Origin of the sequence: Hymenobacter terrestris (assembly GCF_013377905.1) — a bacterium.
In the GTDB taxonomy this organism is placed as follows: domain Bacteria; phylum Bacteroidota; class Bacteroidia; order Cytophagales; family Hymenobacteraceae; genus Hymenobacter; species Hymenobacter terrestris.
In genome coordinates this window covers 1-23,071 of sequence record NZ_JABKAV010000052.1, presented here as the reverse complement: position 1 = coordinate 23,071, position 23,071 = coordinate 1, and the positions used below count along the sequence as shown (strand labels likewise).

Sequence of the window (23,071 nt, the reverse complement as noted above, 5' to 3'; positions counted from 1 at the left end):
GGGAGGGGGGGGGGGAGGATAGTTGAAGTTTAGTGAGGAGTAGTTGGATGTTAAGGGGGGTGAAGACCGTAGCCGTGGAGGGAGGGGGCGGACCCCTACCCCACCACCGCCATTAAACGGTTCTGTTTGGCTTTGTTTAACGACTCACAACCAAATCGTTTAACGGCGGGCGGGGACAACCGAAGGACAGCGAAGCTAAGCCCCGCCCCTGCTTGTTCAACAACTCAAACTACATGACCCAGACTTCCACTGCCATTATCGGGGCCGGCATCGGCGGAATCGCTACGGCCGTACGCCTGGCGGTGCGGGGCCAGCGGGTGGTGGTGTTCGAGGCCCAGGAAAGCTTCGGGGGCAAAATGCACCAGTTGGAGCTGCCCGGCGGCTACCGTTTCGACGGTGGCCCGTCGCTTTTTACGCTGCCGCATTTAGTGGATGAGCTGTTTGAGCTTGCCGGCCGTAACCCGGCCGACTATTTCCGCTACCAGCGCCTCGACCCGATTACCGAGTACTTCTTTGCCGACGGAACCCGGGTTACGGCCTGGGCTGATGCGGAGAAATTTGCCCGCGAAGTGGAGGAAAAGCTGGGCGTGCCGGCTGCCGATGTGCGCGCCTTCCTGGCCCGCAGCGGCCGGGCCTACGACGCTACGGCGGGCACGTTTCTGCAAAAAAGCCTGCACAAAGCCGGCACTTACCTCAGTCCCGACGTGCTGAAGGCCCTGGCGGCACTGCCCCAGCTGGGCCTTACCAGCACCATGCACCAGCGCCACGAAGCGGCCTTCCCCGACGACCCGCGTTTGGTGCAGCTCTTCGACCGGTTTGCTACTTACAACGGCTCCGACCCCTACCAGGCCCCCGCCACGCTCAGCATGATTCCGCATCTGGAGCACGGCATTGGTGCGTTCTACCCCGAGGGCGGCATTTATGCCATTGCCCAAAGCCTGGTGCGGCTGGCTGAGGAACTGGGCGTGGAGTTCCGCTACAACGAGCCGGTGCGCGAAATAACCACCAAAAATGGCCGCGTAACCGGCCTGCGCACCGACCAGAACACCTATCAGTTCGGGCAGGTGGTGAGCAACATGGATGTGGTGCCCACTTACCGCCACCTGCTGCCCACGCAGCCGGCGCCTGAGCGCACGCTCAGCCAGCCCCGGTCATCATCGGCGCTTATTTTTTACTGGGGTGTGGCCCGGCGCTTTCCCGAGCTGGGCGTGCATAACATCTTCTTCTCCGAAGACTACAAGCGCGAGTTTGAGGCCATTTTCCAGCAGCAAACCATCAGCCCCGACCCCACAGTGTACGTCAACATCACGAGCGGGCACACGCCAACTGATGCGCCTGAGGGCCACGAAAACTGGTTTGTGATGGTGAACGTGCCCCACGACCAGGGCCAGGACTGGCCCGCGCTGGTGGCCCAGACCCGCGCGGCGGTGCTACGCCGGGTGGGCCAGGCACTGGGCACCGATATCGGGCCGCTTATCCGGGCCGAGCACGTCTGGGATCCGCCGGGTATTGCGGCCCGCACATCGTCGTTTGGGGGGGCGCTGTATGGTAGCTCCAGCAACAACACGCTGGCCGCGTTTCTGCGCCACCCCAATTTTTCGCGGCGGCTGAAAGGGCTGTACTTTTGCGGCGGCTCGGTGCATCCCGGCGGCGGCATTCCGCTTTGCCTGCTCTCGGCTAGTATCGTTTCAGATTTGATTGATTGAAAATTGAGAGAGGAAAATTAAAAATGGCCGTTTAAGTGTTCTGTGCTGTCTGAGGCAGGTCTGTGGCCTTTTTTCAGGTTTTTCGCTGTTATTTTTTGATTTTTACCTTACCAAAAATGCCCGAATCTACCCAACAACATGCTGTGGCAGTGCCGATAGCTGCCGACCGTGCCGAGCGGCAGCAACGGCGGCTGCGCTGGGCCCAGGGCGTACTGCTGCTGTTTCACGTCACGGGTTTTTTGGGGTTGGCCTTTTCCGGAAGCGAGGAGTTCTTCCTGCGCTTTATGCCCCTCACGCTGTTGCTTACCCTGGGGCTGCTACTATCTTTTCAGCCCCGGCGTACGGCCGCATTCTGGAGCTTCTGCGCCGTTATCGCGCTCATGGGCTTTTTTGTGGAAGTGGTAGGCGTGCGTACGGGCCTGCTGTTCGGGCAATACGAATATGGTGCCTCGCTCGGCATCAAATGGCTGGATGTGCCGCTGATTATTGGCGTGAACTGGGTGATTGTAACCTACTCGGCTGGTGTGCTGGCTACTTACCTGCCGGTGCCGGGCTTTGTGCGGGCTATTGCGGCGGCGCTACTGATGGTTGGGCTTGATATTTGTATCGAGCCGGTGGCCGTTCGTTATGATTTCTGGAACTGGCAGTACGACGTTATTCCGCTGCTGAATTTTAAGGGCTGGTTTGTGGTGAGCCTGATTTTTCAGGTCTATTTCAACCGGGTCGAGTTCACCAAACGTAATGCGCTGGCACCGTTCGTTTACCTCATACAACTGCTGTTTTTCTTTGGCTTGAGTATGCTGCTCTGAGTAGGTGCGGCATACGCTGGTGCATGTTCTGTCGATACTAACTGCTTTGCATGGAGCAACTTATACGTCAAAAACTGATAGACCGCGCTGCTGCGCTATTCCTGGAGGTAGGAGTACGTTTACCCCACGAGGAGCAGCTGGCCGCCGCGCTCGACTGCACCCCCGCCGAGTTTCGGGAGGCCTTTGGCTCGAAGGAAATGCTGCTGTGTGCCGTAACCAGGCACAACTTGGAGCGTCAGCGCCAAGAGCACACCGAGCTGCTTGCCAACCTCGATACGCCCGCCGAGTGTCTGGTTGGCCTGTTGCGCTACAGCCTCAACGAGCTGCGCCAGGCCCCGCACTACGATTACCACATCATGCGGACGCAGTATCCGCTGTCGTGGCAACTCATTTCCGAGCACCTGCGCGACTATACCGGGCCGCTGCTCGTGCGCCTGCTGCAGGGCGGAATCGACCAGGGCCAGCTGCACGCCAACCTCGACGCCCGGCTCATTGCTCACATTATGCTGGCACAGTTCAGCTTGGTGCTAAATGAGGAGCTCTTCCCGCCGGACGAAGTGGATGTGTCGGTAGTATACCGCAACATCTGTGGGCCTTACGTTCGCGGCCTCTGCACTACCGCCGGTCTGCAGGCTACCGCCATCCATTTCGAGCGGCTATAGCGGCGGCTATAACTAGGTAAATGCTGATGGGGTGATGAAGTGAAGAGTTTAAACAACCTCTCACTTCATCACCCCATCAGCATTTGCTTTATTGCTAACACGCAATTTTGTCCACTCTGTTCTGATGACGGCCGCCTTCGAAGGCGGTGTTAAGGAATTGGCTGGCAATGGCGCGAGCGGCTTCTTCGCTCACGAAGCGGGCCGGAATGCAGACGACGTTGGCGTTGTTGTGCTGCCGGGCCAGCGCGGCCAACTCAGGCTCCCAGGCAATAGCCGCCCGGATGCCCTGGTGCTTGTTGGCCGTGATGCAGACGCCGTTGGCCGAGCCGCACAGTAGCAGGCCCAACTCAAACTCCCCGTTTTCTACGGCCGTAGCCAGCGGATGCACATAATCGGGGTAATCCACCGAGTCGGCCGAATGGGTGCCGAAATCCTGCACCTCGTAGCCGTTGTCGCGCAGCCACTGCAGCAGCATCTGCTTGTAGTCGAAGCCCGCGTGGTCGGAGCCGATGGCTAGTTTCATGGGGTAATGTTTTATTGAGTTGCAAGCTTTCAGCTACAAGCTGCAAGCTTTTTGAACGGGCTTGAGGCTGGTAGCTGAAAGCTTGCGGCTGGTTACTCCGCTACCCCCTGGTTCTCGGCCAGCTGGGCGTTGAGGGAGGCGGTGCGGTTACGCGTTACTACGCGGGCAATATTGATGCTCAACTCGTAGAGCAGAATGATGGGGATGGTAACGATGATTTGCGAGGTGACTTCGGGCGGCGTGATGATGGCGGCAATAACCAGTACCACCACGATAGCGTGCTTGCGGTACACGCGCATAATTTCGGGCGTAATCAGGCCAGCTTTGGCCAGGAAGAACACAATCATCGGCAGCTCGAACACAAAGGCACACGACAGGCTCATGGTCGTGAGCGTGCTCAGGTAGCTCTGCATGTCAATCTGGTTCTCGATGCTGGCGTCGACCACATAGCCGGCCAGAAACTGGATGCTCATGGGGGCGGCAATGTAGTAGCCGAACAAGAGGCCCGCCATAAAGAGCAATGACACAAAAAGCACCGCCCCACGCGAATTCTGCCGCTCATGTGGGTACAGCCCCGGCTCGATAAAGCGCCACAGCTCCCAAAACAGGTACGGAAAGCCCAGCACCAGGCCCACAATAAAGCTCGTGCTGATGTGCATGGTGAGCTGCCCACTCATCTCGCGGTTCTGGATAACGAACCCGATTTTATCGATGCACAAGCCCGGCGCGCTCAGAAAGGCGGCCAGCTTGCACGACATGCGGTACGTCCAGAAATCGGACCGCGAGGGGCCCAGCATCAGTTCGTGGAAGAGGAAATCCTTGGAAAAGAAGGCCCCGAGGGCAAACACCACCACGGCAATGGCCGCCCGGATAACGTGCCAGCGCAGCGCCTCCAGATGGTCGATGAACGACATTTCCTGCTGGCTGCCCAGCACGGGTTGAGTTGCAGACACTTATTGAAGTTGAAGTATAGATTAGGAAGTTGGGGCCAGAAAGGAAGCCGGCAGGGCCGGGAAGTTGCTTTCCCGCCACTGCCCGGCCTCCCGTTTCGGCAAGCCCTAGATACGCGACTTACGTACTTTCAGACTTATTGGCCTGTAATCTTTAGGCAAACAGCGGGTACTGTTCCATCCATTCGTTGATTTCGCCGCGCACTTTGGCCAGGCGGGCATCGTCGGCGTTGTGGGTCAGGGCCTCGTCGATAAATTCTACGATGCGCACCATGTCGGGCTCGGTGAGGCCGCGGGTGGTAACGGCCGCCGAGCCGATGCGCATACCCGATGTCACGAAGGGCGACTTATCGTCGAAGGGCACCATGTTTTTGTTGATGGTGATGTCGGCCTTCACGAGCGTGTTTTCGGCCAGCTTGCCGGTCAGGCCCTTGCTGCGCAGGTCAATCAGCATCAGGTGGTTGTCGGTGCCGCCCGAAATCAGCTCGTAGCCGCGCTCCATGAACGCGCTGGCCAGTGCCTGGGCATTGCTGATTACTTGGCGGGTGTAGTCGGCATAGGTGTCGGTGAGGGCCTCGCCAAATGCCACGGCCTTGGCCCCGATAACGTGCTCCAGCGGGCCACCCTGGGTGCCGGGGAATACGCCCGAGTCGAGCAGCGCCGACATCATGCGGGTTTCGCCCTTCGGCGTCTTCAGGCCGAAGGGGTTTTCAAAGTCCCGGCCCATCATAATCAGGCCGCCGCGGGGGCCACGCAGGGTTTTGTGCGTGGTGGTGGTTACGATGTGGCAGTGCTGGAACGGATTGTTCAACAAACCCTTGGCTATGAGGCCCGAGGGGTGCGAAATATCGGCCAGCAGCAGCGCGCCTACTTCGTCGGCAGCTTCGCGCAGGGCCTGGTAGTCCCAGTCGCGCGAGTAGGCCGAGGCCCCGCAGATGATGAGCTTGGGCTTTTCGCGGCGGGCGGTTTCCTTTACTTTCTGGAAGTCGATGAGGCCGGTTTCCTTCTCTACCCCATAAAACGAAGGCTGGTACAGCTTGCCCGAGAAGTTGACCGGCGAGCCGTGCGTGAGGTGGCCGCCGTGGCTGAGGTCGAAGCCCAGAATTTTGTCGCCGGGGTTGAGGATGGCCAGCATTACGGCGGCGTTGGCCTGCGCACCCGAGTGCGGCTGCACGTTCACCCACTCGGCCCCAAACAGCTCCTTGGCCCGGTCAATGGCCAGCTGCTCAATCTGGTCGACTATTTCGCAGCCGCCGTAGTAGCGCTTGCCGGGCAGGCCCTCGGCGTACTTGTTGGTCAGGATGGAGCCCTGGGCCCGCATCACCTGCTCCGAAACGTAGTTCTCGGAGGCAATGAGTTCAATTCCGTGGGTTTGCCGGGCTTTCTCCTGCTTGATGAGGTCGAAAACAGCGGTATCGGGGGCGAGAATGCGGGCTTGAGTTTCCATATCTTCAAAGGTAAGGCGAAGCAGTGAATGAGTAACCCGGTTGAGGAGCGAATAGATAAACTGTCATTCGGGCAAAAAGGGAGGATGCGGTGGAAGTCGGGGTTTCCTACTACCAGAAGGCGTTGGTCAAGGTTTGTTTCTGCACCTGATGCACATGAGTGTCGGAATGACGGCCTATCAGCTCTCCATCTCCTCATTAACCTTATCTTGCCCTTTCTATGGATACACCTCAGCAACTTGCCGAAGTCCTGACGAGTCTTCGCGTGGGCAATCAGTCGTTTCTGGTGCAGTTCTACGAGCAGAACCGGATGCTGTTTGCGCGCTGGGCACGGCGGCAGCACCAACTGGAGCCGCCCGCCGCCCACGAGCTGCTGCGCACCGTGCTGGTCGAGTTCTACGACCAGGTGGCCGATGGCCGCCTCACGATGCTGCCCGACAACGTACGTACTTACGTGTATGGCCTGGCCGACGAGCAGGTGCGCGCCGCCCGCACCACCGCCCGGCTGCCGGCCCACGAAAGCGGGCGCCGCCAGCACCTGCTGGCCCTGTTCCGCACCCTGGGCCTCGACTGCCAGAAAATGCTGATGTATTTTTATTTCCGGGGCTACCACTTCGAGAAAATGGCGGGCAAGATGGGCTTTGCCAACGCCAACGTGGCCCGCATGCAGAAGGCGGCCTGCCTGCGCAAGCTGTACGAGTTGCGCCTGCGTGCCGCTGCCTAGCATTGTTGCACCGGGCTTCTGCGTAGCTTAGCTCCTGCCTGCCCTGCTCCCGTTTTACCTGCCTGCTGCTACTTTCTGTTCCTATGTCCCTTCCTGCCCCCGACCTGCGCCCTTACCTGGAAGAGCTGGAACGTTTTGCCGATGGCCAGCTGAGCGCCGCCGAGCAGGAATCCTTCGAAACCCGGCTCGAAACCGACCCCGCCCTCTACCAGGCATATCAGCAGTACGAGCAACTCACGGCCGATCTGCGCTGGGTGGCGGGCCACGAAACCCTCTACCAGCGCCTGCTGGCCCTCGACCAGCGCCTCGACCAGCGCCAACTGGCCCTTTCGCGGGTGCGGCGGCGCCAGCGCCAGCAGCAGCAGCGTTGGGGCATAGTTGCGGGCGGCGTGCTGCTGGCGCTGTTAGGTTTATGGCTGATGTGGCGGCCGGCGGCACCTTCGGCTGCCAACAGCTGGAGCCGCTATTATCAGCCCGAAACTGCCCTGTCCGATTCGGTGGTACGGGAAGGCAGGCGGCCCCTGTTGGCCGAAGCCATGCGCCTGTACCGCGAAGAGCAGTATCCACAGGCGCTGCAGGCACTGCAACGCATTCCCACTAATGCCATCGGCCAGGATACGCTTACCTATTATAACGGCATCTTTCTCCTGAGCCAGGACGAACCCGAGCAGATTCAGGCGGCCCAGCCATTTCTGAGGCGGGTAGCTACGCAGGCCAGCTCGCCACTGGCCGGCCGGGCTCGCTACCATCTGGGCATGGCTTACTGGCGCAACCAGCAAACTACGGCCGCCCGCAACACGCTGCGCGCCGTTTCCAACGACCCCCGCAACCCCTACAAAGAGGCAGCCCGTCGCGTGCTGCGCTCCGCTGCGATGAAGGAGTAGGCTGCGCTGAGCATACAAAAGCTAAAAAACCTCTGTTATCCTGCATGGCTCGCAGAATAACAGAGGTTTTAGCATTCTCGCACTCAAACTTACCGTTTCATAATCGGGTAATCGGGCTCAATGTTGGGTTGCAACGTCAGTTCGTGGGTGTCGAGGTTGAAGGCGGCCAAGTGGCGCAATTCGGGGTTGTGGCGGTACACGCAGCCGGTATCGAGGCAAACGGCTCCCGGAGTGTGGCCCAAGTGGCGCTGCAGTTCGGCTTGCGGCGTGGGTACATGGCCGTGTACCAACCGGCGGCCCTGCAGGCGGGCGGCATCAAGCACAAAGGCTTTGGTATTGAGCATAGTGCGCCAGTCGCGTCGCATGGCAGCAGTGGGCTGGCTGAAGTCGTAGCCCGCATGCACCAGCGTCCAGCCGGCAATGTCAAATTGGAACGGCAGGTCGCGGAGCCAGCGCAGGTAGGGTAGGGGCAAATCCTGCGGGCTGGTAATACCGAAGCTGCGCAACGTCAGGGCGCGTTCAGTGGTGCTGAGCCAATCTTGGTCGGTGCGGCCCTCGGCGGCATCTAGCAGCGCCTGGTCGTGGTTGCCGCGCAGGCACACCACCCGGTAGCCCTGGCCGGGCAGCGCCATCAGGTAGTCGAGCACGCCGCGGCTGTCGGGCCCCTTGTTCACGTAGTCGCCCAGAAAGTACAGCTCATCGGCGGGGCGCAACGGCAGCCGCGCCAGCAACGCGCGCAACGTCAGCAGGCAGCCGTGGATATCGGTGAGGGCGTAGCGGGCCATATTTTTCGCTTTTAGCTGGGAGTTTGTATAGCTGGTAGGTTGAACGGCCGATACGCTTGCTGGATGATGCGAATTGGTTTGTGCTCGAAAACACAGCAACCTTTTGAAACCCAAACGAGCACCCAGTTGCCTGAATGCTCGTTTTGGTTTCAAGTAGTGGGCAACCGCTTAGCTATAAGCCGGCTTGTCAATATCGGGCTTGTCGTAGTTGCGGTTGGGGTTGTTGACGAGGTGGGGCGGAATTTCGTCCAGCCCATCTTCGGTGTACTCGTCTGCAAGGTCCTTCTGGCCGTCGCCGGTGGCGAGGGGCTTGCTGTTGGGGTCAGCTTTCCGCTGGCCCTGGCCGGCGGGGTTGCCACTATTTTCCGGCGACTGTTGGTTGCTTTTATCAGACATGATAGAGAGGTTTAAAGGTGAGTTGTTAACCATCAACTGAAAGCCAACGGTTTTTCACATTCAACTAGCAGCTAATAGCTGAAAAAACTATTGGTCGATGGCCGTGTCTTTGGCGTCGGGGTCGGTGAGGTCGGCGTTGGTGCCTTCGTTGGCGAGCTTGGCGTTGGAGGGCGGGTTGGCTTCCATCTGGCCCATGCCCACGCGCGAATCGGGGTCTTCCATCTCATCGGGACCTTTGCGGGCATCGTCACCGTCGAGTTCATCTACGGGGCGGCGGGGCTGCTGGGTGAGGTGACGCTCGGCGGGCATGTCCTGGTTGGGGCGGTCGGGGCGGCCCTCCTCGGTGGTGCGCATGTTGTCGTGCGGCGGGGCGGTCTTGTCCTCGTTCTGGTTCATCGACACGGCCGTAATGCCGTCGGAGCTATCGGTGCCGAAGCCCTGCTTGCCGTCGCGGTTGCCGAAGCCGCCGCGGGCATCCTCGTTCTTGGGCGGGTCGGCGCCGGGCACGATGTGGCCGGCCTTCATTTCCTGGTCGGAGGTATCGTCGTTGATGACGCGCACGGGGCGGTTGTTGGAGTCGGTAGGCATAGTTGTTTTGCGTTGAGGTGGATAGGCGGGCGTTTGGTAAAGTGTACTGTGGTTTGCGGGTTTGGGTTTAGCTTTGGGCTCGCCCCGTACCTTTCTTCTTCCTTCCAAACACCCAACCCGCTATGTGGACCGAACAAGACAACGCCTTCTGCAACACCTTCCGTTTTAAGGACTTCAAAGTGGCCTTCAGCTTCATGAGCGATGTGGCCGAGGAAGCCGAGTTCCAGAACCACCACCCCTGGTGGAGCAACGAGTACAACACCGTCAGCTTCCGCCTGCGTACCCACGACGCGGGCAACACCATCACCGACAAAGACCGGAAGCTGGCTGCCGCCGTCGATACGCTGGCCGCCGAGTACGGCGGAGAGGAAGTCATTTAGTGCCTAGATAATAGTGCGCTCTGAATGACGTTCCATCACTGCGCATTATCAACTAAGCTCTAACTAACCGATACCTTTGCAGCTATGTCGGAAACTACGCCTACGCTGCTCTACCTAGTGCCCACGCCCATTGGCAACCTGGAGGATATTACCCTGCGGGCCATTAGGATACTGGGCGAGGTGGATTTGGTGCTGGCCGAGGATACCCGCACCAGCGGGCGGCTACTGCAGCATCTGGAACTGAAAAAGCCTTTGCTCAGCTACCACCTGCACAACGAGCACCAACAGGTGCCGCGGCTGCTGGAGCGGCTGGCCAAGGGCGAAGTCATGGCCCTGGTGTCCGACGCCGGCACGCCGGGCATCTCCGACCCCGGCTTTCTGCTGGTGCGCGAGTGCCTGGCCCGCGGCTTTAAGGTCGAGTGTTTGCCGGGGGCTACGGCTCTCGTGCCGGCCCTGCTCAAGTCGGGCTTCGGGGCCGAGCGGTTTACGTTTGAAGGGTTTCTGCCAGTGAAAAAGGGCCGCCAGACGCGTTTGCAGGAGTTGGTGCCAGAGACCCGCACCATGATTTTCTATGAGTCGCCACACCGGATTGTGAAGACGCTGGAGCAGCTGGCCGAAGTGCTGGGGCCCGAGCGCCTCGCCTCGGTAAGCCGCGAGCTGACCAAGCTGTTCGAGGAAACCGTAACGGCTCCGCTGGCCGAGTTGGCCAAGAACTTCGCCGCCCGCCCGTCCATCAAGGGCGAAATTGTGCTGGTGGTGCAGGGCCGACCCTACGAGCGCCCCGCCAAAGCCACCCGCTACAAAAAGTACGACAACGACGACCAGACTGACGACGACGATGCCGAATAACCCCACGCTGCCCGCGCCCACCACAGTCGCCCCCGCCAAAGGCCTGGCCTACTGGCTGCCGAGCCTGCTGGCGCTGTTAAGTGCCGGACTGCTGTGGGCTGGCTGGCCGGTGAATCCGGCTCCGTTGGCTTTGCTGCTGCTGGTAGCCTGGGTGCCCTACCTGCTGCTGGAGCAGCGCCTGAGTGCCCAGGGAGCCAGCGGCTGGAAAGTGTGGCGCTATGGCTACCTCACGTTGGTTCTCTGGAACCTGTTCACCACCTATTGGGTGAGCTTCAGCACGCTGGGCGGCGGCATTGCGGCCGTCATCTGCAACGCCCTGATGATGAGCGTGGCGCTGGTGGCCTTTTACCACACCAAAAAGCGTTTCGGCCCCCGGCTGGGCTACCTCTCGCTGCCCGTTTACTGGATTGCCTTCGAGCAGCTGCACCTGCATTGGTTTCTCACCTGGCCCTGGCTCACACTCGGCAACGGCTTCGCTTCGGCCAACTACCTGGTACAGTGGTATGAATACACCGGCTTCCTTGGTGGCTCCCTCTGGATTTGGGCGGTGAATTTGCTGGTATTTTATTCCCTGAGCCGCTGGCCTGCTGCCGGACCGACCCTAGGCCGGGTACAGCGCCAACGCCTGATTCTATTGCCCTTTCTGGCAGCTCTGTTGCCCATTTTGCTGTCGAAGTATATCGGTAGCAACTACCAGGAGAAAGGTCCGGCGGCCGAGGTAGTGGTGGTGCAGCCCAACCTCGACCCGTTTCTGGAGAAGTTTGCCGGCTCGCCCAACTTTGTGCCCTACGATCAGCAGCTGGCGCGGATGAAGGCCCTGACCGAGCAGCACCTGACGCCCCAGACCCGGCTCGTACTCTGGCCCGAAACCAGCCTCGACGAAACCTACTTTGAAAGTAATATCGAAACCTACCCCCGTATCGGGCAGCTGCGGCAGTGGCTAACCACGCATCCGGGACTCGATCTGGTAACCGGCCTGACCACCGTGGGCCAATACGGCACCGATAAGGCTCGGGCCAGCGCTACGGCCCGCTTCCGCGACGACTTGGGCTACTACGACCTCTACAATGCGGCCCTGCACCTGGGCCGCGCCACCGACCCGGCCGCGTTCTACCACAAAAGCCGCCTCGTGCCGGGCGTAGAGGGTGTGCCGCCTTGGCTTTCGATGTTCGTGATTGATCTGGGGGGCTCGGCGGGTGGGCTGGGCTCGCAGCCCGAGCGCAGCGTGTTTGAAGCGGCCGCCGCGCCGGCGTTGCGAGTGGCCCCTGTTATCTGCTACGAGTCGGTGTACGGCGACTTCGTGGCCGATTACGTGACTGAAGGGGCCACACTTATTGGCATCATCACCAACGACGGCTGGTGGAGTGACTCGCCGGGGCACAAGCAGCACATGCAGTACGCCACGCTGCGCGCCATCGAAACCCGCCGCGATGTGGCCCGCTCGGCCAACACCGGCATTTCGGGCTTCATCAACCAGAAGGGCGAAATCACGCAGCAATCGGGCTGGTGGGTGCAGGCCGCCTTGCGCGGCACCGTGCACCTCAACACCGAACTCACGTTCTACGTCCGCCACGGCGAGCTGATTGGTATCAGCTGCCAAGTTCTGGCCGTGCTGCTGCTACTGGGCACCGTTGTGGCCGCGGTAGTGGGGCGCAAGCGGGCAGGGTAGGCTTCCTGATCAGTAAATAAGTATGTCATGCTGAGCTTGCCGAAGCATCTCTACCGCTTCGTTGAATTACGTCTGCAACGAAGCGGTAGAGATGCTTCGGCAAGCTCAGCATGACGTTCGGTTAAGCACTATCAACAAAGCAATACGCACTGAACACGATGGATTACAACCAGATCAGCTTTCAGCTTGCAGCGGTAACGCGCTATGCGGGGCAGTTTATTCGCCAGGAATCGGCCACGTTCAACCGTAGCCACATCGAGAGTAAGGGTGTTCACGACCTAGTTTCGTACGTGGATAAGGAAACCGAGAAGCTGCTGGTAGCGGGCCTGCGCGAGGTGTTGCCCGAGGCCGGCTTCATCACCGAAGAAGGCACTGAAGGAGCCGAGCGGGCCGAGGAATTCAACTGGATTATCGACCCGCTCGACGGCACCACCAACTTCGTGCATGGCCTGCCGGTGTACTGCGTGAGCGTGGGCCTAACTCGGGGGCAGGAGCTAGTGGCCGGCGTGGTATATGAGGTAGTACGCGACGAGTGTTTCCGGGCGGCCAAGGGCGCCGGGGCGTTCTGCAACGAGCAGCCCATCCACGTTTCCGACGTGCCCGACCTCAATTCCTCGCTCATTGCTACCGGCTTTCCCTACACCGATTTTGGCCTCATGGACGATTACCTGAAGGTGCTCGGCTCCTTCATGCGCGGCTCGCACGGCGTGCGGCGCGTGGGCTCGGCCGCCGCCGATTTGGCCTACGTGGCCGCCGGCCGCTTTGAGGGTTTCTTCGAGTTCAACCTCAACTCCTACGACGTGGCCGCGGGTATTTTGCTGGTGCGTGAGGCCGGCGGCCATGTTACCGAGTTCCTAACGGATGGCGACCCGCTATCCGGCCGCGAGATACTGGCCAGCAACGGACTGGTGCACGGCGAGATGCGGGCGCTGATTGGGGAAGTGTGGCGGGAACAGGGAGGCGGAGTTAGCGGTTAAGCAAAGAACTGTTCTACTGCTGCCCAGAACGTTATAGGGGCGGGGGTGATTCCCCCCCCCCCGTCGCCCCATCCCCACCAATCAGTTCCACGGCGGGGGAGGCGGGGGCGGGGGCGCCCCCCCCCCCCCCCCCGCTGCCAGGGGCCGGGTCGACCGCGGGCGGGGGGGGGGCCCGCCCCCCCCCCCCCCCCCCCCTTAAAACTTTCCCGCCCCCCTCTCCCAACCCCCCCCCCCCCCTCTGCACGCGGGGGGGGGGGGAACAGCCCCCGCCCCTACGTCGTGCTTTAGGTGCTTCGGCAGGCGGATGCCAGGTGAGGCATGATGGGCTTGCGACTTGCTGAACTGCCAACCGCTAATCTATCGTATCGTTGCCGCGGGTTTCGCGCCAGCCGTAGCGCAGCATCATCACGGCGGCCACCAGCATCATCAGGCGTAGCACCAAGGCCGTGGAGTTCAGGTTTTCGCTGCCCAGGCGCTGGTATTCGGCGTAGATAATCCAGAGTTGCATGCTCACACCCAGCACCAGCAGGATGCCGGCCGTCAGGAACAGCCAGGCGATAATGCGGCGGGTAGCGGGGGTGGGAGGCCAGGCCATAGCAAGCAGAATTAAAAGTGGATAGTCACCAGTCGACCACAGCGCCGGTTCGGCGGCCGCGCCCGGCCTATTACAAAAAGAAGCAATTTTTCGCGTTCGGGCAACGCCGCGCCGTAGTTCGGGGCCGAAACCGGTTGGATTTCGGTTTTAGCGGTGTATTTTTGCCTCTACCAAACCCCACAAGTGAGAGTAGCTCAGTTGGTAGAGCATCAGCTTCCCAAGCTGAGGGTCGCGAGTTCGAACCTCGTTTCTCGCTCATTTATAGTCAGCCACTTAGCCACAAGGTTGGGTGGCTGATTTGGTTTACACGGTGGTTGATGCAGTCTGCTTTTATCTTGCAGCAACTTTTCATAAGCCAGCCAATACCTGTAAGCTATATCATGCCGATACGCCTTGTTCTGTTTGTGCTACTTGTACTGAGCGCGACCAGTCAGTTAGCCTGCCAGCCGACCACGTTCCGGCAGTGTCCTAATCCGCATAAAGACCCCACCAAACGGCTTTATAACGATATCGTAACGGAGCTGATTGAGCGGCGCTTTTACAATATGTATCTGCCAAAAGAGCAGCAGGAGATCTTTAGCAAACGTTATCAGGTAGCAAATTCTCAGGCAGCCATGATAGCCGATACAGCGTGGCGTCGGACGCAAAGCATCCGTTTTCAGAATAAGCTATTCCAGGATACGGCAAATTTCCGGACGTTTCAACTGGTTACAGTTCCTCCCAAGAACGCGAGGACGCCGGCCGGCCTGCCAGCTTCCTTCTCTGAGCTACGAGCCTCACCGGATATAGCGGCCATGCTAACGGCATTTTCCTCCCAACAGCAGCAAGCCGTGCTCGACAGTATCAACGAAGTTCAGGCAGGCATGTCGGCGCAGGAGTTTACGCTCTGTACTGCCCGCTTACAGGCCGCCACCAGCGAGCCTAACTGGCGGTACTGGACGGGGCAGGACGTGCAGCGCATCACCTTATCGAAGGTCTTCTTCAATGAACAACGCACCCAGGCAATACTCAGTTTTGGCTGGCTATGTGGTCCGAGATGCGGTTTTGGCGAAGTGCTGCTGGTGGAGCAGGTGGCTGGGCGGTGGCGGATCAAGCAGGCCATTCAGACCTGGATTTCCTGATAGAAATCCAATGCTACCCATCCAGCCGCCGCTGCAACTCCGCCAGAAACAGGCCTACGTGGTAGCCGTCGGCAAGGCCGTGGTGGACGTTGACCGACACGGGCATCAGCTGCCGGCCACCCTCGGGGCGCAGACGGCCCACCGATATTTTCGGGATGCTGTCGGGGTGGCTGAAGCTGCGGGCGTGGGTGAGGCTGCTGAACGATACCCAGGGCAGGGCCGAAAAATGAATTACATCGGGGCGGCCCGTTTCGGGGCCCAGGCGCAGGCCGCTGCTCTGGCGCACGGCCTCGGCTTCGGCCGCCAGCCCGTGGCCGAACGCGTGCAGATCGGGGCTGAAAGGGATGAAGCTGAACGCAAACGTATGATCGGGGCGCGAGAGGGTGGCCGAGACGTTGATCTGGTCGTAGCAATCGACCTGACCTTGCGCGTTGATGCGGTAGCGCAGGTTTTCCACGGTTTGCACGGCCGCCACCGTGGCGTGCAGGTACAGTTGGAAGAACGATACGTCCAACTCCCAGGCGCGGGCCTGGGCCCGGGTAGCATCCACATCGGCCACGAGGCCAAAAAAAGGCTCTTCAAACTGCGAAAAGAAGGCAAAATGCTCCTGGCGATTCCAACCAGCCTGCTCGATACGGTGTTTCATACGGGCGCAAAGGTAACTTCGCTCCTTTCTTTGCCGCTACCTTTGCCTATGCCCGCTCTTCGCCTCATCGCCTTCGACGCCGACGATACCCTCTGGCCCAACCAGCCCCACTTTGATGCCGCCGAGGCCCGCCTGCACGAGCTGCTGGAGCACTACGGTACCCCGCAGCAGTTCACCGACCAGTTTTTTGCCGTGCAGCGCCAGAACCTGCCGCTGTTCGGCTACGGGGCCAAGCCCTTTATGCTCTCGATGATTGAAACCGTGCTTCAGCTCACCGACGGGCAGATTACGGGCCAGGAAATCCAGCACATCCTCGACCTGGGCAAGCGCCTGCTCGACTTTTCTATTGAACTGTTGCCCGACGTGGCCGACACGCTGGCCGCCGTGAAAGCCCAGGGCCTGCCTCTGATGCTGCTCACCAAAGGCGACCTGTTCGATCAGGAAAGCAAGCTGGCCCGCTCCGGCCTCGGCGACCTGTTCGACCACGTGGAAATCGTGAGCGAGAAGAACGAAAGCACCTACCAGCGCATCCTCGACCGCCACAACGTGCGTCCCGAGGAGTTCGTGATGGTGGGCAACTCGTTGAAGTCCGACGTGTTGCCGGTGGCCCGCCTGGGCGGCCACGCGGCCTACGTGCCCTACTACACCACTTGGGTGATGGAGCGTGTATCGGAAGCCGAGCAGGCTGGGGCCTCGTTCCAACAGATGCAGTCGGTGGCCGAAGTGCCAGCGTGGCTGGAGGAATTGGCGGGGTAGTGGCAGTACAGGGCTAAATGGCAGCCGGGTTCAATACAGCTCCAAAATCCCTATTTCACCAGCTGTGTTCAGCGCTATAATCTCATCCAAGTGGCGAGTCAGTAGTTCCGCAATGAAGGCAGTGGATTGGTTGACGGTGCGCAGGAGAACTACTTTGGGTGGAAACTGGTAGATAGCCGCCAACCGATAAAAGTCTTCGTCATTAGTGATGATAAGCGCTCCATTTACCCTCGCCCACTCCCATATCTCTTCGTCGGATGCTGGTGCGGCGAGTCCTGACCGGCTAACGTGTACAATCTCCGCCGGCGTACTCGCCAATTGCCGGACCAACCGATAGGATAAGTTGGCATCAAGCAGCCACTTCATGCCGCTACCTGCCGGGTACGCCGTTCGATATTGGCCGCGAAAGCCAGCGCCGCCCGGATGTGTGCCTGTGTTAACTCCGGGAAGTCTTCCTCAATTTCCTCAAAGCTCATTCCCGAAGCTAGCCAGGATAAAATATCCTGCACGGCAATGCGAGTGCCTATAATGCACGGTTTACCGAACCTAATGGCAGGATTGAATTGAACAAGCGGATGCATAGATTCCATAATTGAATATACGAATTACTCCCGCTTCGTTTTGAGCACCTGCTTGAGGGCGGCCAGCTCGTCGCGGAGCTTGGCGGCGGTGAGGAAGTCGAGGTCTTTGGCGGCGGCTTCCATCTTCTTTTCGGTTTGCTTGATGAGCTTTTCCAGGTCCATCCGGTTCATGGTGGAGATGACCGGCTCGGCGGCAATAGCTAGCGTCACGTCGGCATCGGCCCCGGCGTACACCGTGTTGTCCTGGATGCGATAATCCGAGAGCGAGGTCTGGCCCATAATTTCGGCGTGGCTCTTACGCACCGTGCGGGGCGTGATGCCATGTTCCTGGTTGTAGGCCAACTGGGTGGCGCGGCGGCGGTTGGTTTCGTCAATGGCGCGCTGCATCGAGCCCGTCATGCGGTCGGCGTACATAATCACCTTGCCCCGGTCGTTTCGAGCGGCCCGACCCATGGTCTGAATCAGGCTACGCTGGTCGCGCAGGAAGCCTTCTTTGTCGGCGTCGAGGATGGCTACCAGGCTCACTTCGGGTAAGTCGAGGCCCTCACGGAGCAGGTTTACACCAATCAGTACGTCAATTTCGCCCAGCCGCAGCTGGCGCAGGATTTCCACCCGGTCGAGCGTTTTCACGTCGGAGTGCACGTAACTGGACTTGATGCCCAGGCGCTCCATGTATTTCTGCAGTTCCTCGGCCATGCGCTTGGTGAGGGTGGTTACCAGCACCCGGTCGCCCATCTTCACGCGGTTGTCCACCTCGTCCAGCAGGTCATCTATCTGGTTGGTGCTGGGGCGCAGGTCGATTTCGGGGTCGAGCAGGCCTGTGGGCCGGATGACCTGCTCCACGATGATGCCGTTGGCCTGGGTCAGCTCGTAGTCGGCGGGCGTGGCACTCACGAACACGGCCTGCCGGTACATGCTCTCGAACTCGTTGAACGTGAGCGGGCGGTTGTCAAAGGCCGAGGGCAGCCGGAAGCCGTACTCAATCAGCGCGGTTTTGCGGCTTCGGTCGCCGCCCCACATGGCCCGGATCTGGGGCATCGTGGCGTGGCTTTCGTCTACTACCAGCAGGTAGTCGTCGGGGAAATAGTCGAGCAGGCAGAACGGGCGGGTGCCGGGCTGGCGGCCGTCGAAGTAGCGCGAGTAGTTCTCAATGCCCGAGCAGTAGCCCAACTCCCGAATCATCTCCAGGTCGAACTCGGTGCGCTCCATAATGCGCTTGGCTTCCGAGTCGCGGCCTTCCTTCTCGAAGTAGGCGTGCTGGTGCACCAGGTCGTCCTGAATCTCCTTGATGGCCTGGTTGAGCGTGTCCTTGCCGGTCACGAATAGCTGGGCCGGGTACAGCGTCACCGATTTCTCATCGGCCAGCTTCTTACCGCTGGTCGGGTCGATGCGGTGGATGGCCTCAATCTCGTCGCCGAAGAAAAACAGCCGGTAAGCGTAGTCGGCGTAGGCCGGGTACACGTCCACGGTGTCGCCCTTCACCCGGAACGTGCCGCGGGTGAACTCCACCTCGGTGCGCGAGTACAGAATCTGCACGAACTGGTAAAGCAGGTTGTTGCGCGAATACCGCAGGCCGGGGGCCATGAAAATCACGTTTTTGCTGAACTCCTCGGGGTTGCCGATGCCGTAAATGCACGATACCGAGGCAATCACAATTACGTCGCGCCGGCCGCTGAGCAGGGTGGAGGTAGTGTGCAGCCGGAGCTTCTCGATTTCCTGGTTGATGGCCAGATCCTTCTCGATAAACACGTCGGAGGAGGCAATGTAGGCCTCGGGCTGGTAGTAGTCGTAGTAGCTGATGTAGTACTCGACGGCGTTGTTGGGGAAGAACTGCTTGAACTCGCCGTAGAGCTGGGCTGCGAGAGTTTTGTTGTGGCAGAGTACCAGGGCCGGCTTGCCGGTTTCGGCAATTACGTTGGCCATGGTAAAGGTTTTGCCCGTACCCGTAGCCCCGAGCAGTACCTGGGCCGGCTCGCCGTTGTTTACGCCTTCCACGAGCTGTTTGATGGCTTTGGGCTGGTCGCCGGTGGGCTGGAATTCCGAGGTAAGCTGGTAGTTCATGCAGGCAAGTTAGGTAGCCTCTGGTAACCGCTTTTGGAGGGTGTTGGTTCGGGCAGTTCGGGCTTTGTTCAGGCAGCGTTTTACGTGGCGGTTCGCAGCGCCGTTCAATGCAACCAAAAGCCCGCTCCTGGCAACCAGAAGCGGGCTTCAGAATGAGAAACCAAGAGCCAACAACAAAAAATCAACGCTACCGCGGGTCGCGCCAAATGAGCGTGGGGCTGGTAGCGGTGGTGGCGAAATCGGAGCAGGCACCGTCGCCCTGGCCAGTGGGGCCACCGGCTGCGGCGCACACCACGTTGCCGCAATTATCGAATAGGTAAGCGTAGGCAGCCGGGCTGCCGCCGGTTACCAGGAACACCGTGCGGCCCTGGTAGGTGTACTGGGTTACTTCGGCGGCCGGGGTTTGCTTGGGTTTCTGCTTAAGCTGCTCGATGAGGGTGAGCGAGAAATTACCGGGGCAGTTGCGCGTAGGCGACACATCGTCGGAGGTAACCGAACAACCCGCCACACCCAGGGCCAGGCCGATTGTCGTCAGAAAAAGGATGAAACGATTCATGATGGATTTCGTGCTGAGTGGCAGGTAGCGGCTGGCAGGCCGACAGAACCATAAGTGACGCGAAGAACCCTGTGCGGCAGGCAGGCAGTAACGGCTTGCCTACGAAGCTACCCTTGATTCTTCACTCTGCCTAATGTTCAATCTGCCTATATCCTATCCAATTCCTTGCCACTCGAAAAGTTACTGCACCACCGACATCACCTTGGTGCTGCCGAACTCTACCGTGGCTTCTACTCCCACGCTGTAGGGGCGGGTTTGCTGCACGGCGCGCTGGCTGGGGTTGGCATTGAGCGGCGTGATAAACACCTCGGCGCTGGGGCCCACCGTTACGTTCCAGGTCGAAAGCGCAGGTTGGTACCGCACGCCCCCGCCGAGGCGGCCCGAGGCAAACAGTGTCCGGTAGGGTGACTCCGACGAGCGGATGTCGTAGCTGCGGGTGGCATCGGGCGAGCCCTCCAGCTCCGAGCGGCTGTTGAGCAGCAGGCTGACCACTGCACCGGCTTTGGCATAGAGCGAAAGGCCCGTTTTGCCGGAGCCGTAGCTGAGGCTTACCGGTACAGCCGCCGTGCGGTAGCGGTATGAGGTAGACCGGGCCGGAGGGCCCACATTGCTGGTCGTAAAACCGGCCCCGGCGTTGCGGTAAGTCTGCTGGGTGAAAATATCGGGGGCCTCGCTGCCCACCTGCTTGCCATCCAGAAAACCAAACGACGTAGCGGAGGAAGCCCGGCTTTCGGCCCATTCGGCTCCGGTTGATACCGTCCAGCGGGGGCTGAGCTGGTAGGAAGCCGTGAGGGCAACGCGCTGGCTGGGGCCCGAGCGCAGGTTGCGGCGGTACTCCCGCTCGGCATCCTCCTGGTAGTAGCTGCGCAGGGCGCTGGTTACCGGGTCATCCTGAGTGCGGCCATCGGCCCGCGAGAAGTTGATATTGGGGTTGAACACGCTCAGGGCATAACCACCACCCACACGCAGTCGTTTCCAGAGCTTACCAGTGGCTTTAGGCTCGGGTTCAGGCGTAAACGAGGCTTTTGCCACCGATACAGCCGGCACTTCGGCCGGGAGCAGCAGCTGGCGCTGGCCGGGACGGCCGAGGCCCAGCTCGTCGCGCAGGTTCAGGTCGTCGAACGATACGGCAAGGTTGCTGGGCTGGCCCCAGGCAGCGGCTACGCCCTGGCGCAGGCCCGGCAGGGCCACAACAGCGTAGCCCCCACGGAAAGCGTTGGCGTTGGCTGCCAGGGTAGCAGCCCGCTCGTTCTGGCCGCTGTAGCTGGCGGCCAGCGCGCCCCCGGTGCGCGGGGCCCGGCCCGGCCCGTAGGCTCCGGCCAGCTGCGCGGCCTCTTCGGCGGCGAGGGCGGCGGCCAGGTCGGCGGCTGGTCCGGCAGGGTAGTCGTAGCGGCCGCGGGGGGCTTCGGGCAGTGTCAGGCCCAGCGACGAGGATGAGGACGACGAAGACGATGATTCGGCAGGCCCGGTGGCGGTGGCCAGCATGGGGCTGTCTGCCCGGCCCGACTGGGCCAGGTAGGCCCAGCTGGCCACGCCCAGCGCCAGCACCAGGCAGGCGGCGGCGGCCCAGCGGTACACGGCGGCCCGCTGGCGGTACATGGCGTTCTGGCGCAGCATGTCGGCGTGCTGCTGCGCTACCAACTCATGGTCGAGCTGGTCCCAGAAATTGGCCCGTGGGCGCACCTCCGCCTCGGCCAGCTTCTGCCGGAAAAGGTGCTCCAAGTCGCCGCTTGGGCGCTCGGGCTGGTGGTTGTCAAACGGAGGTTTAGCGGAAGCCATGAGGACGTTGCGCGTCGAGGCGCTCTATTTTGTTTTTCAGAATGGCACGGGCCCGCGAGTACTGCGACTTGCTGGTGCCCTCGGAAATGCCCAGCATCTCCCCGATTTCCTTGTGCCCGTAGCCTTCAATGGCAAACAGGTTGAACACCATCTGGTAGCGTGGGGCCAGGTCCTGGACCAGGCCGAGCAGCTCTTCGAAGTTGTAGTTGGAAAGCGTGAACTCCTCGCCGGCCAGGTCCTGGGGGTATTCGCCCCCGTCGCTTACTGCTACCAGCGGGGCATTGCGGCGGTGCTGGCGCAGGGCCGCATTCACCATAATACGCCGAATCCAGAATTCCAGCGGGCATTCGCGGCGGAAGCTGGCCAGGTTTTTAAACACGGTCAGAAAGCCTTCCTGCAGTACATCCTCCGCCTCGAAGGTGGTTTGGGCATAGCGCAGGCATACGGCCATCATGCGGCCCGCAAACCGCTCATACAGGTATTTCTGCATAAGCCGGCTGCCGGCCAGACAGCCATCGAGTAGCTCGCCATCGGAGAGCTGGGCGGGCGGCGTGAGCGTGCGGGTGGCCGTGGGAGCCGTAGCCGCCGCCGACCCGGTGGCCACGTGGGCCCCCGGCAACAGGCTCCGCAGGCTGCCAACCCCACTCAGGGCTGCCGACAGGGCGCTCATTGTGCTTGCCGGCCAGTGCGGAGGCCGGTTCCGGAGTAGAAGGCGTGCTGCATACGCAGGTAAGATAATAGAGGGGGAACAGATTCCGGCTAGCGGCCGGCTAAGTGCCCATAAGAGGACGAACAGACCGGCAGAGGTTGCATGGCCGCCTGGCTATTTCCGAACCTACAAGGTAAGTCTTTCGTCTTCATGTAGTTCAACCGGGCGTAGATGCGCTGTAGCCCCTTTTAATTCGGCGGCTATACCGCATGCTGTCGGCTTCCGGCGCAGTTTCTCACTTTCACACCCTTCATCTGATACCACCCATGAAAACACTGATTCTGTTTTATTCGACTTATGGCCATGTGTACAAGCTGGCCGAGGCTATGGCCGAAGGTGCCCGTGAGGTTGAGGGCAACGACGTAGTAATAAAGCGCGTGCCCGAAACGCTGTCGCGCGAAGTTCTTGACAAAACAGGGGCTACTGAAGCGCAGAAGGCGTTCGACCACATTCCGGTAGCCAAGCCCGAGGAGTTGGCTCAATATGATGCTATTATCATCGGCACGCCTACTCGTTACGGCAACGTTTGCGGCCAGATTCAGGCTTTCCTCGATGGTACCGGGGCGCTGTGGGCTGCTGGCAAGCTGGTGGGTAAAGTAGGCGGCTGCTTTGTGAGCACCGCCACGCAGCACGGCGGCCAGGAAACTACACTGCGTGCGCTGCATACCGAATTGCTGCACCTCGGCATGGTGGTGGTAGGCCTGCCCTACGCCTGGCAGGGCCAGATGGGCCACCACGAAGTAACGGGTGGCACGCCCTACGGTGCCAGCACCGTGGCCGGCGGCCAGGGCGAGCGGCAACCCAGCGGCAACGAGTTGGAAGGTGCCCGCTACCAGGGCCGGCATTCCTCCGAAATAGCCAAGAAGCTGGCTTCTTAGTCAACCCAGGCCGCGGAGGGCGCTGTATGGGCGGGGCTTGCC

At 60.7% G+C, this 23,071-nt stretch carries 26 protein-coding genes and 1 tRNA gene; 13 read left to right on the top strand and 14 right to left on the bottom strand.

Features of this window, described 5'->3' with window-relative positions; genetic code table 11:
* Positions 1–233 precede the first annotated feature (233 nt).
* The 3 genes from crtD to HW556_RS14240 all read left to right on the top strand — a co-directional run bounded on the left by crtD (position 234) and on the right by HW556_RS14240 (position 3,177).
* Positions 234–1,706, top strand: a complete 1,473-nt coding sequence (gene crtD / locus HW556_RS14250) for a 1-hydroxycarotenoid 3,4-desaturase CrtD (RefSeq protein ID WP_176900765.1) — start codon at positions 234–236, stop codon at positions 1,704–1,706.
* Between the two features lie 116 nt (positions 1,707–1,822).
* Complete coding sequence (locus HW556_RS14245; protein WP_176900764.1) at positions 1,823–2,515, top strand: carotenoid biosynthesis protein; 693 nt, start codon at positions 1,823–1,825, stop codon at positions 2,513–2,515.
* 50 nt (positions 2,516–2,565) lie between these two features.
* Positions 2,566–3,177, top strand: a complete 612-nt coding sequence (locus HW556_RS14240; RefSeq protein WP_176900763.1) for a TetR/AcrR family transcriptional regulator — start codon at positions 2,566–2,568, stop codon at positions 3,175–3,177.
* Positions 3,178–3,271: 94 nt separating this feature from the next.
* Here the strand turns inward: HW556_RS14240 and rpiB are convergent, their stop codons facing one another.
* The 3 genes from rpiB to HW556_RS14225 all read right to left on the bottom strand — a co-directional run bounded on the left by rpiB (position 3,272) and on the right by HW556_RS14225 (position 6,097).
* Positions 3,272–3,700: a ribose 5-phosphate isomerase B gene (rpiB, locus tag HW556_RS14235; protein ID WP_176900762.1), complete on the bottom strand. Its 429-nt coding sequence runs from the start codon at positions 3,698–3,700 to the stop codon at positions 3,272–3,274.
* A 92-nt stretch (positions 3,701–3,792) separates the two neighbouring features.
* The gene (gene tatC, locus HW556_RS14230) at positions 3,793–4,653 is read right to left on the bottom strand and encodes a twin-arginine translocase subunit TatC (protein ID WP_317170532.1); all 861 of its coding nucleotides are present in this window, start codon (positions 4,651–4,653) and stop codon (positions 3,793–3,795) included.
* 151 nt (positions 4,654–4,804) lie between these two features.
* Positions 4,805–6,097, bottom strand: a complete 1,293-nt coding sequence (locus HW556_RS14225) for a serine hydroxymethyltransferase (protein WP_176900761.1) — start codon at positions 6,095–6,097, stop codon at positions 4,805–4,807.
* 218 nt (positions 6,098–6,315) lie between these two features.
* Between HW556_RS14225 and HW556_RS14220 the strand changes: the two genes are divergently transcribed.
* Together HW556_RS14220 and HW556_RS14215 are read left to right on the top strand one after the other, a co-directional pair.
* The gene (locus HW556_RS14220) at positions 6,316–6,819 is read left to right on the top strand and encodes a hypothetical protein (protein WP_176900760.1); all 504 of its coding nucleotides are present in this window, start codon (positions 6,316–6,318) and stop codon (positions 6,817–6,819) included.
* Positions 6,820–6,902: 83 nt separating this feature from the next.
* Complete coding sequence (locus HW556_RS14215) at positions 6,903–7,703, top strand: hypothetical protein (RefSeq protein WP_176900759.1); 801 nt, start codon at positions 6,903–6,905, stop codon at positions 7,701–7,703.
* Between the two features lie 89 nt (positions 7,704–7,792).
* On the opposite strand, the gene HW556_RS14210 is transcribed toward HW556_RS14215, so the two are convergent.
* The 3 genes from HW556_RS14210 to HW556_RS14200 all read right to left on the bottom strand — a co-directional run bounded on the left by HW556_RS14210 (position 7,793) and on the right by HW556_RS14200 (position 9,472).
* Positions 7,793–8,488, bottom strand: coding sequence for a metallophosphoesterase family protein (locus HW556_RS14210; RefSeq protein ID WP_176900758.1), 696 nt, complete (start codon positions 8,486–8,488; stop codon positions 7,793–7,795).
* A 168-nt stretch (positions 8,489–8,656) separates the two neighbouring features.
* Complete coding sequence (locus HW556_RS14205) at positions 8,657–8,884, bottom strand: hypothetical protein (protein ID WP_176900757.1); 228 nt, start codon at positions 8,882–8,884, stop codon at positions 8,657–8,659.
* Between the two features lie 87 nt (positions 8,885–8,971).
* Positions 8,972–9,472 (bottom strand): hypothetical protein, encoded by a 501-nt coding sequence (locus HW556_RS14200; protein ID WP_176900756.1) that lies wholly within the window; start codon positions 9,470–9,472, stop codon positions 8,972–8,974.
* A 122-nt stretch (positions 9,473–9,594) separates the two neighbouring features.
* Between HW556_RS14200 and HW556_RS14195 the strand changes: the two genes are divergently transcribed.
* The 4 genes from HW556_RS14195 (at position 9,595) to HW556_RS14180 (ending at position 13,347) form a co-directional block, all read left to right on the top strand.
* Positions 9,595–9,852 carry a 4a-hydroxytetrahydrobiopterin dehydratase gene (locus HW556_RS14195; protein ID WP_176900755.1) on the top strand — a complete coding sequence of 86 codons (258 nt, stop codon included), beginning with the start codon at positions 9,595–9,597 and terminating at the stop codon, positions 9,850–9,852.
* An 84-nt stretch (positions 9,853–9,936) separates the two neighbouring features.
* On the top strand, positions 9,937–10,701 hold the full coding sequence (gene rsmI / locus HW556_RS14190) for a 16S rRNA (cytidine(1402)-2'-O)-methyltransferase (RefSeq protein WP_176900754.1): 765 nt from the start codon (positions 9,937–9,939) through the stop codon (positions 10,699–10,701).
* A complete protein-coding gene (lnt, locus tag HW556_RS14185) occupies positions 10,691–12,370 on the top strand; it encodes an apolipoprotein N-acyltransferase (protein WP_176900753.1) in 1,680 nt (559 codons plus the stop codon). The genes rsmI and lnt overlap by 11 nt, the downstream gene beginning before the upstream one ends.
* 158 nt (positions 12,371–12,528) lie before the next feature.
* On the top strand, positions 12,529–13,347 hold the full coding sequence (locus HW556_RS14180) for an inositol monophosphatase family protein (RefSeq protein WP_176900752.1): 819 nt from the start codon (positions 12,529–12,531) through the stop codon (positions 13,345–13,347).
* A 352-nt stretch (positions 13,348–13,699) separates the two neighbouring features.
* Here HW556_RS14180 and HW556_RS14175 read toward each other — a convergent pair whose 3' ends face one another.
* A complete protein-coding gene (locus HW556_RS14175; protein WP_176900751.1) occupies positions 13,700–13,942 on the bottom strand; it encodes a hypothetical protein in 243 nt (80 codons plus the stop codon).
* Between the two features lie 183 nt (positions 13,943–14,125).
* Here HW556_RS14175 and HW556_RS14170 point away from each other — a divergent pair.
* Both HW556_RS14170 and HW556_RS14165 read left to right on the top strand, forming a co-directional pair.
* A tRNA-Gly gene (locus HW556_RS14170) sits at positions 14,126–14,198 on the top strand.
* 61 nt (positions 14,199–14,259) lie between these two features.
* On the top strand, positions 14,260–15,063 hold the full coding sequence (locus tag HW556_RS14165) for a hypothetical protein (RefSeq protein ID WP_176900750.1): 804 nt from the start codon (positions 14,260–14,262) through the stop codon (positions 15,061–15,063).
* A gap of 13 nt (positions 15,064–15,076) precedes the next feature.
* Here the strand turns inward: HW556_RS14165 and HW556_RS14160 are convergent, their stop codons facing one another.
* On the bottom strand, positions 15,077–15,709 hold the full coding sequence (locus HW556_RS14160) for a CatA-like O-acetyltransferase (protein WP_176900749.1): 633 nt from the start codon (positions 15,707–15,709) through the stop codon (positions 15,077–15,079).
* 48 nt (positions 15,710–15,757) lie between these two features.
* Here HW556_RS14160 and HW556_RS14155 point away from each other — a divergent pair, with 48 nt between their 5' ends.
* On the top strand, positions 15,758–16,465 hold the full coding sequence (locus HW556_RS14155) for an HAD family hydrolase (RefSeq protein WP_176900748.1): 708 nt from the start codon (positions 15,758–15,760) through the stop codon (positions 16,463–16,465).
* 30 nt (positions 16,466–16,495) lie between these two features.
* Here the strand turns inward: HW556_RS14155 and HW556_RS14150 are convergent, their stop codons facing one another.
* The 6 genes from HW556_RS14150 to HW556_RS14125 all read right to left on the bottom strand — a co-directional run bounded on the left by HW556_RS14150 (position 16,496) and on the right by HW556_RS14125 (position 22,112).
* A complete protein-coding gene (locus HW556_RS14150) occupies positions 16,496–16,831 on the bottom strand; it encodes a DUF5615 family PIN-like protein (RefSeq protein WP_176900747.1) in 336 nt (111 codons plus the stop codon).
* Positions 16,828–17,046, bottom strand: a complete 219-nt coding sequence (locus HW556_RS14145; RefSeq protein WP_394354135.1) for a DUF433 domain-containing protein — start codon at positions 17,044–17,046, stop codon at positions 16,828–16,830. The genes HW556_RS14150 and HW556_RS14145 overlap by 4 nt, the downstream gene beginning before the upstream one ends.
* A 24-nt stretch (positions 17,047–17,070) precedes the next feature.
* On the bottom strand, positions 17,071–19,107 hold the full coding sequence (gene uvrB, locus HW556_RS14140; RefSeq protein ID WP_176900745.1) for an excinuclease ABC subunit UvrB: 2,037 nt from the start codon (positions 19,105–19,107) through the stop codon (positions 17,071–17,073).
* 187 nt (positions 19,108–19,294) lie between these two features.
* A complete protein-coding gene (locus tag HW556_RS14135; protein ID WP_176900744.1) occupies positions 19,295–19,663 on the bottom strand; it encodes a DUF6970 domain-containing protein in 369 nt (122 codons plus the stop codon).
* A gap of 180 nt (positions 19,664–19,843) precedes the next feature.
* Positions 19,844–21,442 carry a hypothetical protein gene (locus HW556_RS14130; protein WP_176900743.1) on the bottom strand — a complete coding sequence of 533 codons (1,599 nt, stop codon included), beginning with the start codon at positions 21,440–21,442 and terminating at the stop codon, positions 19,844–19,846.
* On the bottom strand, positions 21,429–22,112 hold the full coding sequence (locus HW556_RS14125; protein ID WP_176900742.1) for an RNA polymerase sigma factor: 684 nt from the start codon (positions 22,110–22,112) through the stop codon (positions 21,429–21,431). The genes HW556_RS14130 and HW556_RS14125 overlap by 14 nt, the downstream gene beginning before the upstream one ends.
* 305 nt (positions 22,113–22,417) lie before the next feature.
* Between HW556_RS14125 and wrbA the strand changes: the two genes are divergently transcribed.
* The gene (wrbA, locus tag HW556_RS14120) at positions 22,418–23,029 is read left to right on the top strand and encodes an NAD(P)H:quinone oxidoreductase (protein ID WP_176900741.1); all 612 of its coding nucleotides are present in this window, start codon (positions 22,418–22,420) and stop codon (positions 23,027–23,029) included.
* Positions 23,030–23,071 lie beyond the last annotated feature (42 nt).